The sequence below is a fragment of the Frankia sp. CgJB1 genome, assembly GCF_977947065.1.
Window position 1 is genome coordinate 43,941 of sequence record NZ_CDWTNB010000004.1, and the last position, 11,288, is coordinate 55,228.

General features: G+C 71.8%; 7 protein-coding genes. 1 reads left to right on the forward strand and 6 read right to left on the reverse strand.

From position 1 onward, the window contains the following. Positions 1 to 72: 72 nt before the first annotated feature. The 6 genes from AC08OT_RS01175 to AC08OT_RS01200 form a co-directional block, all read right to left on the reverse strand. Entirely contained in the window at positions 73 to 2,091 is a 2,019-nt protein-coding gene (locus tag AC08OT_RS01175) for a heparinase II/III domain-containing protein (protein WP_476602469.1), read from the reverse strand. Further along, on the reverse strand, positions 2,088 to 3,167 hold the full coding sequence (locus tag AC08OT_RS01180; protein ID WP_476593338.1) for a glycosyltransferase family 2 protein: 1,080 nt from the start codon (positions 3,165 to 3,167) through the stop codon (positions 2,088 to 2,090). Before AC08OT_RS01180 ends, AC08OT_RS01175 begins: the two co-directional genes overlap by 4 nt. Next, positions 3,164 to 4,159, reverse strand: coding sequence for a glycosyltransferase (locus AC08OT_RS01185; RefSeq protein ID WP_476595603.1), 996 nt, complete (start codon positions 4,157 to 4,159; stop codon positions 3,164 to 3,166). Before AC08OT_RS01185 ends, AC08OT_RS01180 begins: the two co-directional genes overlap by 4 nt. 5 nt (positions 4,160 to 4,164) lie before the next feature. Next, the gene (locus AC08OT_RS01190; protein ID WP_476594110.1) at positions 4,165 to 6,024 is read right to left on the reverse strand and encodes an FkbM family methyltransferase; all 1,860 of its coding nucleotides are present in this window, start codon (positions 6,022 to 6,024) and stop codon (positions 4,165 to 4,167) included. After that, entirely contained in the window at positions 6,021 to 7,346 is a 1,326-nt protein-coding gene (locus tag AC08OT_RS01195; protein WP_476594109.1) for a glycosyltransferase family 4 protein, read from the reverse strand. Before AC08OT_RS01195 ends, AC08OT_RS01190 begins: the two co-directional genes overlap by 4 nt. Positions 7,347 to 7,519: 173 nt before the next feature. Beyond that, on the reverse strand, positions 7,520 to 8,647 hold the full coding sequence (locus AC08OT_RS01200; RefSeq protein WP_462187896.1) for an MraY family glycosyltransferase: 1,128 nt from the start codon (positions 8,645 to 8,647) through the stop codon (positions 7,520 to 7,522). Positions 8,648 to 8,913: 266 nt separating this feature from the next. On the opposite strand from AC08OT_RS01200, the gene AC08OT_RS01205 reads away from it, so the two are divergent. Further along, positions 8,914 to 11,187 carry a bi-domain-containing oxidoreductase gene (locus AC08OT_RS01205; protein ID WP_476602470.1) on the forward strand — a complete coding sequence of 758 codons (2,274 nt, stop codon included), beginning with the start codon at positions 8,914 to 8,916 and terminating at the stop codon, positions 11,185 to 11,187. The last annotated feature ends 101 nt before the right edge of the window (positions 11,188 to 11,288 follow it).

Consider the following 11,288-nt stretch of genomic DNA (forward strand, 5'->3'; position numbering starts at 1 on the left):
TCTCCTGTCGGGCAGTTTGTTCGGTTTCGTGGTGATGCGGTGTGACCGGGGTGGGTCCGGTCCGGGTGTGCGTCAGAGGCGGGCGGGCGACGATTCCGTGTCGCCGGAGCGCAAGTCGCCGGAGTGCAGGTTGCCGGAGCGGACCTCGTGGACGACCGTGGTGCGTACCGCGACAGGCAGCTCGGTATCGATCACGTACGCGGCGGTGTACGCCGGCACCGTACGGCTCCATCCGACCGCCCGGCGGGTGGAGCGCACCACCCACCGCCCCGGTCCGCCGGCCCGCAGGACCAGCCGCCCCTGGGACGTGCTCACCGTGAGCGCCTCCGTGGCCCCGCTCCGGGTGGCCGCGTTCCGGCTGGTCCCGCTCGAAGTGGTCCCGCTCGAAGCGGTACTGGTTTGCCTGGTATCGACCGCCGCGGCGGTGACGGACACCCCGGGGGCGAAGTGGAACAGCACCTCGACGTGGTGGCGGCCCTCCCCGGTGATCCGATCGTCGACGGACAACCCACTCGGGTCGAGTAGCCACGTCCGCCAGTGCACGGGTCGCCCCGGAAGGTGGCGGTAGCCATCATGGCCGGCGGCCAACGTCGCCACGTTCTCGTGGTGGCGCATCGTGACAAGAGTGGGACGGGCCCGGCGGCCCGCCCGGAACGCGCCCCAGACCTCGGTCGAGTCGGCGTGATCGACGATGACGGTCGAGTGGGCGGCGGTACCACGTTCGGCGTCCCGGTCCGGTCCGGGGGCGTAGGTCGAGGTCCCGGTATCCACCAGGAGCGGCCGGCCGTCGTGCCAGAGCAGAAACGCGAGGGTGTCGGCGTGGGCGTGGGCCGGAAGGTCCTCGGGACAGGGCAGGCCCACGTCGGCGAGCAGATGCCACGGTCCCGCCGTCAGCACGGCGAGACCGCTGTCGACTAGCAGAAGGCCGCCGGTCTGGTCAGATGCGGGCGTCCGCGGACGGTGCGCGGTCCCCACGGTCAGCTGCGGCGTCGAGGTCGGCATCTCGGCCGGGCGCGGTGCCGGGATTGGGATCGGACCCGGACCCGGACCCTGGACGGAGATCGGCGCCGATCTCACCGGAGCCGGGAGAAGCAGCCGCAGGGCCTCGGCGGGCACCGCGAATCCGTCGTTGAGCGTGGGAACCATACCATCCGGTCCGAGCACGGCCGTCAGCCAGGCCCGCATCCTGCCGGCCGCGTCGAGCAGTGCGCCGGGCACCGCGTGGCCCGCCGCGGTGAGCAGCCCGGCGACGTCGTCGAGGTCGGCCAGCACCTGACAGTGATAGGTGGGGGAGCGTTCGTAGTGTCCACCGTCGCTGAGGACCTGCCGATCGAGCTCGCGCAGCAGCGCGTCGACCCATCGTCGGCGGCCGCGGGCGTCGTCATCGGCGACCGCCAGCCCGATCAGTGCCTTGTAGTTCTTCAGCAGGTGGTTCCCGCCGACGTCGGTCTCCAGATGAGTGCGCAGGAAGGACCGGCAGACGCCGAGGTCGGCGAGGACCGCCATCTCGGCGGGCGTTCCCCGAGCGAGCCGGGGCCACAAGGCACACAGCGTCCAGGCCCGGAGCGACACGACATAGGGCGACCAGGCAACCGGATCGCCTAGGGCCACCGAGGTCCGCCAGGCCAGATACAGCCGGGCGAACATCGCCGGCCCCTGGACAGCCTCGGTGGTGAATGCCCATGCCCAGCCCCAGTAGTGCAGATGGTAGCGCCACAGCAGCGGAGCGTCGGCCTGCCTCCAGTCCCATCGGGCGGGGGCCGCGGCGGCGCCGGTCCCCGTGGGGGTGCCGGTCGCGGGGGTGCTGGAGTCCGGGGGGCATAGATCGCGGGAGTGGCCGAGCAGGGTGAGGCGGCCCGCGACGATCTCGTCGAACATCGGCCGAGCCGGCGGGCATCTGCCGTCGAACGGCAGGAACCCGATCGGCCAGGATTCCGCTGGCGGCCTGCCGCGCAGCAGCATCTCGCCCAGGCCCGGGTGGCGGCTCAGGATGGCCCGTTGCCCGCGCAGCCGGACACGGGCGCCGAGCTGGACCGGTCGCAGCCCCGCGGTGGTGCGCAGGTAGCGACCGAGCGGAACCGACGCGGTCACCGGTGAACAGACCGGGTCAGTGCGCCGATCGTGAGCTCGTACCAGGCGTAGTAGAGACAAAACAGCAGCCCTTGCCGCCCGTCCCGCCATCCGCTCCGCAGCAGGTACATGTAGCAGAAGAGGACCGCCGGCTTGGCCGGAACCAGCGGGAAGATCACGTCCCTCGCGATGGTCCGCGTGAGCGGTCGGGTTGACCCGGTGGGCCGGCGCACCTCCTCGCGGACCCGCGCCAACCGCTCCCGGGCAGCGGGCTGCGTCACGCGGCGCGCCGCCTCCAGCTCGGCGTAGCGCACGTGCTTGCGCAGCCAGGCGGCGAGTCCTTTGTGGTCCTCGTCGATCAGGTCGGCGGACAGCCGTCCGACCTCACCGGTGACCACGGCCCGTTCGCTGTAGGTGACGGCGTCGTCGAAGTACGCCACCCGCCGATCGAGCAGCCGCGCCTGCCAGCTGTTCGCATACCACCCGCAGTGCGCGATCCAGCGGCCTTCGAACACCAGCCGGCGTCGTTGGCTGTAGGCTGCGCAGTCCGCCGTCCCCAGCCGGGCGGCGATCTCGGCGGCGAGCGCGGTGGACACCCATTCGTCGCTGTCGAGGAAGTACACCCAGTCGTGGGCGATCCCCGGGTGGGTCATCGCCCACTGCCGCTGGCCGGCGAACCCACGCCAAGGCTCGTGCCAGACAGTTGCACCGATGGCGCGGGCCAGATCCGCGGTGCCGTCGGTGGAACCCGAGTCCACGACGACGACCTGTCGACACCAACCGACGGACCTGATCGCCCGGACGATGTTCGGTGCCTCGTTGTGGGCGAGGATGATTGCGGTGAGGGGAACCGATCCCGGCGCCGGCTGTGGCTGTGCCGATCCGGCGGGGGAGGGACCGGCGGCACCGGCTGGGCCGGTGGTACCGGCGGTGTCATAGGGGGTCGGCCAGTTCGCTCGGCGTGGGGTTCGCGTCGCTGCCGGTTCTGGTGCTGCCGGTTCTGGCGTTACCGGTTCTGGTGCTGCCGTTGGTGCCGCTGGTGCCGCGGGGAACGATGGGCCCTGGCGCGGCGGGATTCGGTGGGTCTGCGTCGTCATGGTGAGCTCTCTCCTGCATCGAGCAACCAGTCGAAGTAACGCGTCGGATCGAAGGGGTTTCCCGTCTCGGGCCGTGGCGTGAACGTGAGTGCCGTGCGCAGCGCCACGGCGAGGTCATCCGCCGACTCCCGGGAGTACGGCACCAGAACCGAGCCGGCCACCTCGCGGTTGTGCGAGGTGTCGCGGGCGATGACGGGTATCCCGGCGAGCCGTGCCTCGGCGAGCGGGTAGCCGAAGGACTCCATCGTCGTCGGCTGCAGCAACGCGCCGGCATCGCGTTGGTGGGCCCGCAGTTCGGCCGGCGTCAGCCGGCCCACGAACCGCAGCGTCCGACAGTGGGACAAGCCGTGTTCGTGGGCCTCGCGATCGGTCGCGGTGACCATGATCGCGAGGTGGGCTCCGATCTCCTCCTGAAGCCGGGTCGCGGCGGCATCGACCATGCGGAGCAGGCGCCCCATCGGTTTGAACGGCGCGAACAACACGGGACACAGAAACCGGCCCGGCGTACGGGCCCGGGGAGGGGTCGGATCGGGGGACAGCGGATGGGGCCGGACCACCAGCCTGGCGGACAGGCTCGGAAGCATGGTTAGAACCCGGTCCGCCATTGTGGTCGTCGGTACGACGACCACGTCCGCACGACGGGCGAACAGCCGCACGAGACGTGCTGTCCGGGCCATGCCGTCGGGCAGGCCGCCGGGTAGCCGTCGGGCCTCCTCCGCCGGCAGGAAGTGCAGCACGTTGCGCAGCAGGACCCATCGTTCGCCGCGGGTCGCGAGGAAGCCGACGTTGTTGAGGGCGATCGCGCGCGCGTACCGCCCAGGCCGCTCCCGGCGGGCGAGCCAGCCCGGTCCGATCCGGCGATCTCGGCCGACCAGGTGGACCTGCAGGCCCGGCCGAAGGCTCAGGTAACCGTCCAGTTCGGTCAGGAACCGCAACGCCCCGCCCATCCGGGCACCGGCACAGTCGACCAGGGTCGGGCGGGTGCTGGACATCGGCCTCACGCCGAGACACCCCGCGGTGCGGGGTCGTCGACGAAACCGGGCTCGGATGACGGGCGGCTGCCGGGTACCGGCACCGGGCGACCGTCGGGCTCGGCGGGCCTGCGGATGGCCCGGGTCGTCGATCGGGTCCGGCGGGCGTAGAGGTAACCCGACGCCGCGTCGCCCAGATGGGCAGTCGGCACCAGGTCGTTACCGAGCAGAGTGACCTCGAAGCCGTGCCGGACCAGCAGGTCGTCGAGCGTACGGGGATCGCCGAACCCGGTGTGCACCTCCATCACGATCCGACCAACCGCGTCCAGCCATCCGGGCTCGTCGAACAGGGCGAACTCGGAGCCTTCGATGTCCAGCTTGACGAGGTCGACCTGGTCGACCCCGCCGGCCTCGAACACCTCTGCCATGGTGAGGACGTCGACGTCTCCGTCCCAGTGCGTCGCGTTCCGGCGGGCCCGCGGATCGGCGAACACGCCGGCGGTCGGACCGACCAGGGCGTGGAGCAGTTGGATGTGGTTCGACACACCGTTGCCGGCGGCATGGTTGACGAAGGCGGGGGCGAACCCGCGCTGCGCCTCGACGGCAATCACATCGGCGCCCGCTCGCGCCGCGAGCACCGAGAACAGGCCCTGGTTCGCGCCGAGGTCGACGACGACCTCGCCGGCCGCCGGCGCGTACCCGGGGAGGGCGTGGTAGACGCCGCGGCAGTACATCTCGCGCGCGCCGCCGAACGCGGTGCCGGGCAACATGACCGTCACCCCGGGCAGCGGCCGGTAGGTGTGGCCGCCGGCGGCCATTGCCCGGTCAGCGGCATTCAGGTTGCCCGCCCGGCGGATGGTCGGAGCATGCCGGGCCACGGCGGCACCAAAGCGCAGCGCCGTCGGGGGACCAGCCACCCTGGCGATCCGTTGGAGGTCCTGGAACAGTTGGGTGGCCTGGTCGATCCGGAACATCCGGGTCTCCGTTCGGTCGGGAGAGCGGCTGGGGGTCACCCGATCGGGTGATGAGGCGGCCTGCGCCGCGATGCCGGCCGCGAATGGCCGCGGACGATGGTCCAGGTCGCGGCGGGCCGCGTCGATCGAGAACGCCTTGTCCTCGGTGAGCCGGGCGATCTGTTCGGCCTTCAACCTTGGCGAGGACACCCGCCGTTCGTAGGCGCGGGTCACGGCGATAACGGGGCGGACCGGCACGGGCACGCAGATCACCCGTCGGCCGACGGTGGCGCCGGCCGTGGTCACGACCTGCCGGAACGTCAATGCCTCCGGCCCGGCGACGTCATAGGCGCGTCCGATCGCCGCCGCGGTCGTCGCTGCGCGCAGCACGGTGCGGGCCAGGTCCTCGACGTGCACCGGCTGCTGCAGATGATGCCCCCCGCCGGGGACCGGCAGCACCGGAACGCGCCGGAGCAGCGCCAGCAGCCGGGCCATGTTCCGGTCGTCGGGACCCCCGTAGATCATCGTCGGCCGGATGATCGTCCAGTCCAGCCCGCTCGCCGCGATGGTCCCCTCGGCCGCTACCCGGATCCGCTTCGAGGGTGGATCGAGCGTAGTGAAGATCCCGGTGGTGGAAAGGAAGACGGCCCGGTGAATGCCGGCCGCACGGGCGGCGGTCACGATCGTCTCCGCATGGCCGAACCCGAGTGAGGCGATGTTGACCAGCGCCTCGCAGTTCGCCTCGCGGAATGCCGGGAGCAGCGTCGCCGGATCGTCGAGGTCACCGCGCACAGTCCCCGCGCCGCGTCGGCGCAGCTTTGTCGCCGCCGCGTCGCTGCGCGCCAGCCCGACGACCCGGTGTCCGTCCGCGAGCGCCCGGTCGACCACCCGGCTTCCGAGGAAACCGGTGCCACCGGTGACGAGGAACCTCATGCGACCACGTCCGGTGCAGGTGCAGGTACCTGCACCGGTACCGGTGGGGAAAGGGTCGTCGGTGGGGGCGGCGTCGGGAACGGTGCGTTGCCGAACAGTAGCGTCTGGTACCGGCGGGCCAGGTCGTCGCGATCGTAGTGGGCCTCGACGTGGGCCCGCCCGCTGCGGGCCATCCGCGCCCGGCGGTCCGGGTCCGCCGCCAGGGCCAGGATCGCCTCCGCCAGCGCGGCCGGGTCCTCGGGGGGCACGACCATCTGCCCGGCGGCAAGGAGGATCCGGGCTGCCTCGCCGCGGACCGCCCCGATCACCGGGCGGCCCGCGGCGAGGAACTCGAACATCTTCGACGGGATGAACGTGTCGAACATCGGCACGTCCCGCAGCGGGACGACGCAGATGTCGGCGGCCGCGACGACGGCGGGCACCTCCTCGCGGGCAACCCCGTCGCGCAGCACCGTGTTGGCTAGTCCCAGGCGCTCGACGTGCCCGACGAGCCTGCGTTTCTCGGCCCCCTCACCGACGAAGGCGAACCGGATCGGCCGGCCGGTCACCCGGGCGGCCGCGTCGGCGATCGAGGTCAGCCCGTGCGAGATGCCGTGGGCGCCGAGGTAGAGCACGAGGGTGTCGCCGTCGGTGGCGCTCAGCCGGGCCCGGATGTCGGCCGAGGCCACGGTCGTCGGGTGGAACCGGCGGAGGTCCACGCCGTTGGGAATCACGTGCACCTTGTGCGGCGCGATGCCTCGCCGCACGATGTCTTCCCGGAACCCCTCCGTCACCGTGACAACGGCGTCGGCGGCCCGGTAGGCGGCGAGTTCGAGGCGTTCGAGAATGCCGAGGACCCGCCGGTCGGTGAGGACGCCGAGGTGCTCGAAGATGGCCGGCCACAGGTCGCGGACCTCCACGACCAGCCGGGCGCCTCGCAGCCTGGCGAGCAGGCAGGCCGAGCCGAGGGGAAAGAAGGTCGGCGAGGACACCACCACCACGTCGGCTGGGCCGGCGGGCCGGCCGCCGAGCAGGACGCTGGTGACCATGAACGACAGATGGCCGAGGGTCTTGCGGGTGATCCCCTCGTTGGGAGTGGCATAGAGCCAGGTGCGCACGACGCGGTACCCGTCGACCCGCTCGGTCCGCAGCCAGGCGCCGCGATAGGCGGCAGGGATCTTGCCCGTCGGGTGGTTCGGCATGCCGGTGAGTACGGTGACGTCGAGCCCGTTCGCCGCCCACGCGCGTGCCGTCTCCGACAACCGGGACTGGGGAGCTCCGGTCTCCGGGGGGAAGTAGTGCGTCACCAGCAGGACGCGCGACCGGGCAGGAGAGGGGACCACCGACCTCGACCTCCAGTCGCCCTTGACATCCTTCACCATGAGTAATGCATTGTATGCTGTGCGTGACTAAACGTGGGCGATGTCGTACCGCGTGTGTCGCGCTTCGTATCGACCTCGTTGTCATCCGTCGTCGTCGGCCGCCTGGCGGTCGGGGGGGGGGGGGTACGAGCCGATCAGTGGCTTCGACCGGCATCCCCCAGTGGCCGGGTCCCGTCGGTCCGGTCTGTCCTGTCCGGGTTCGCCAGCCGGCGTTGCGACGGGATCGCCGCTCCGGAGGACGGGGCCGCCGCGACGCAGTCCCGTCTCGCCGCGACGCGCTGTGGAGCGTTCAGGTACCCGAGGAGCACCAGCCCGGCTGCCGTGTCGGCGAGCAGGCGAACGGGCAGTGGTCCGTCCGCGGCGAATCCCAAGGCGGCGAGGACCGCCGTCAGGACGCCAACCAGCCCGGTCACCCGGGTGTGTGACCACCCGGCGGTGGTGAGTCGTTGGTAGGCATGGGTGCGGTGGGGCAGGTACCACTGTTCCTTCGCCCGCACCCGGCGTAGCAGGGTCCAGGCAGTGTCGGCCAGATACAGCGCCGTCGGCGCCACGGCGGTCTCCACCGGTATTCCCGCCAGGACCGCTTGCACCGCCAGGACCGCGATCGCGGCTCCCAGCGAATAGCTGCCCACGTCCCCGAGGAAGATGTGGGCCCGCGGAAAGTTGAACGGGCCGAAACCGAGCGCCGCGGCCGCCGTGAGAGCACCGCCGATCGTGATCGCGTCCACGTGGTGGACGGCTCCGAGCACCGTGAACGCCGCCCCGGCCAGGACCGCCGTCGTCACCGAGATGCCGTTGATGCCGTCCATGAAGTTGAAGACGTTGACAAATGCGGTGATCCAGATCGGCGCGATGATCGTGACGAGCAGGACGGTTGTGCCGCTCGGAACCGGGTCGTCGAGCACCGCCCCGAGCACCGTCGTCACCGCGACGACGACGGCCGCGGTGACGTGCAGGGCCAGTCGGCGCAGCGGGGTGATGCCGCTGAGGTCCTCGACGAGTCCGATCAGGCCGAACGGGGCGATGCCGATGGTCAACGACAGCAGGTCGCGGGCGTCGCCGTACCCAGGGATGCACACCGCCAGGCCGATGCCCGCGAACAGCCCGAGGACGACTGCGATACCGCCGCCACGCGGGGTCGGGACCTGGTGCGAGGACCGCGCAGTGACCTCGTCGATCGCCGCCATCCGGCGCATGCCGACGATGACGATCGGGGTCGCCGCAAGGGTGACGATGCACGCGGCGGCCGACGCTTCGAGCATGCCGTTCCTCCGGGTCTGACACTTCGGATGGGCGAGGCCGATGTTCATCGCTGAATGTAATGCATCAACTACACTGCGCAGCATGATGCGAGCGTGGGCGCCCCCGACGCCCTCACTTCCCCCGGTCGTACCGAAGACTCGGGCCGACACGCCGGTACGAGCCGACACGCCGGTACGGGTCCGCGAGTGGGTGCGAGTCCGCCTGCCGGCGCCGACCGTCGGCCGGTGCGGCGGCGCCCCAGTGACGCGGTGAAGCAGGTGGTGTGGTGAAGCAGGTGGTGCAGGCGGCGTCCGGCGGGGCGGTGCGCGTCGTCGACGTTCCCGTGCCGGTCATCGGTCCGACCGAGGTGCTGGTGGCGACCGTTGCGACGATCGTGTCCGCCGGCACGGAACGTGCCGTTACCACGCTCGCCCGCTCTGGGCTGCTGACCAAGGCGCGGGCCCGTCCGGACCTTGTCCGCAAGGTCGCGGAGAAGGCGAGGACCGACGGTCTCATCCCGGCCGCGCGTTCGGTCCGGGATCGGCTCGGCGCCGACGTCCCCCTCGGCTACAGCGGATGTGGTCGCGTCGTCGAGGTGGGCTCCGCGGTCGACCGCATCCGCCCCGGTGACCTCGTCGCCACGGGTGGGGCCGGGCGCGCCAACCACGCCGAGTTCCAGGCCGTTCCCGGGCTGCTCTGCGCCCGGGTTCCGGACGGGGTCGACCCGGGGGCGGCGGCGTTCGCCACGATCGGCTCCATCGCCCTGCACGGGCTGCGCCTGGCGGAGGTGGGCCCCGGGGCGAAGGTGGTGGTCGTCGGGCTGGGGCTGGTCGGTCAGCTCGCCGCCCGGCTCGCGCTCGCCAGCGGATGTGACGTCGCCGGCATCGATCTTGCCGATCTGCCGTTGGTCACCGCCGGGGCGAGCGGTGTCCGTGCGCTGCGGGAGTCCGGCGAGGCCACCACCGCCGCGGTCCGCGCCTGGAGCCGGGGCCGTGGTGCCGACGCGGTCCTCATCTGCGCCGCTGGTCGTTCGGCGGAACCGGTCATGCGGGCCACCGCGTTGGCCCGGGACCGGGCGCAGCTGGTCGTGGTGGGTGACGTCGGACTGGGCCTGCTGCGCGCGCCGTTCTACGACAAGGAGCTGACGCTGCGCTTCGCCCGCTCCTACGGGCCGGGGCGGTACGAGCGTGGCTACGAGGACTGGGGGGTTGACTACCCGGCCGGGCAGGTCCGCTGGACCGAGGGACGCAACCAGGAGGCCGTGCTCGACCTGCTCGCGGCCGGCCGGCTGCAAGTTGATGATCTCGTCACCCACGCTTTTCCGATCGACGCGGCGCCGCGGGCCTACGAGATCGTCGCCACCCGTAGCGAGCCGTACCTGGGGATCCGTTTCGACTACCCGGCGTCGGCCGCCCCCGAACAGGCCGCCCCCGAACAGGCCGCCCCCGAACAGGCCGCCCCCGAACAGGCCGCCCCCGAACAGGCCGGGTCCGCGGTGGCCGGGACCGCACCGGCACACAGCGCGGGCCCGGCCCGGGACCGGTCGGTCAGCCCGCGGCCGCGGGGGCCCCGCCAGCGATCCGCCCCAGCGGGACGTCGGGGCAGCCGGGTCGGCTGGATCGGGGCCGGGACGTTCTCCGGATCGGTTCTGCTGCCCGCGTTCCGGGCGGCCGGGTTCGACCAGTTGGTCACGGTGTCCTCCGCCGGTGGCCGGTCGGCCAGGGCCTTCGCGGACCGGCATGGGTTCGCCGGGGCGGTGGCCGGCGCCGACGCCGTGCTGGACGATGACGACGTCGACGTGGTCGTCATCGCGACGCCGCATGCGACACATGCCAACCTCGCCGCCCGGGCTCTGGAAGGCGGTCGGCACGTATGGTGCGAGAAGCCGCTCGCGCTGAGCCTCGACGAGCTCAACCGGGTGGAGAAGGCGGCGGCGACCGGCGGCGGGGTGCTTGTCGTCGGCTACAACCGGCGTTTTTCTCCGGCGGTCACCGCAGCCCGCGCGGCGCTGGCCGACCGGGACGGTCCTCTCACGTTGAGCTATCGGATCGCCGCCGGGCCGGTGCTGGCCGACCACTGGTACAACGACCGGGTCCAGGGTGGCCGGCTGCTCGGCGAGGTCTGCCACTTCGTCGACACCTGCGCCGCGCTCGCCGGCAGCGACGTGGACATGGTGACGGCGCTTGCCGGGCGGGAGGCCGAGCTGTTGCTTGCTCCCGATGTGGCAGTCACGCTCCGGCATGCCGACGGTTCCCTGTCGGCCATCTCCTACAGTTCCGCCCGTCCCCGCGGAGTGCGTAAGGAGCATCTCGAGGCGCTGGCGGGCAGCCGGCACGTCCGCATCGACGATTACCGCGAACTGGTGATCGATGGACGTTCCGCCTGGAAGGGGCCGCAGGACAAGGGGCATCGTGCCGCCGCGGCGGCCTTCCTGCGGATGTGCCGCGGCAGCGACACCGGTGTCACCGCGGAGCTGCTCGCCTCGAGCCGGGCGACCCTCGCGGCCGCTGACGCGCTCGGTGCCGAGGTACCGCGAAGCTCGGCCCGGATGGGTTCCTGAACAGCCGGGAACCGGCCGAAGATTTTTTTGACGAAAGGATTTCGACGTGCCTCGCGCGCTGATTACCGGGATTACCGGTCAGGACGGGTTGTATCTGGGTG

Coding starts and splice junctions, on each gene's coding strand:
- AC08OT_RS01185 (WP_476595603.1), bottom strand. CDS start 4,159: ATGTCCAGCACCCGCCCGACCCTGGTCGACTGTGCCGGTGCCCGGATG.
- AC08OT_RS01190 (WP_476594110.1), bottom strand. CDS start 6,024: ATGAGGTTCCTCGTCACCGGTGGCACCGGTTTCCTCGGAAGCCGGGTG.
- AC08OT_RS01200 (WP_462187896.1), bottom strand. CDS start 8,647: ATGCTCGAAGCGTCGGCCGCCGCGTGCATCGTCACCCTTGCGGCGACC.
- AC08OT_RS01180 (WP_476593338.1), bottom strand. CDS start 3,167: ATGACGACGCAGACCCACCGAATCCCGCCGCGCCAGGGCCCATCGTTC.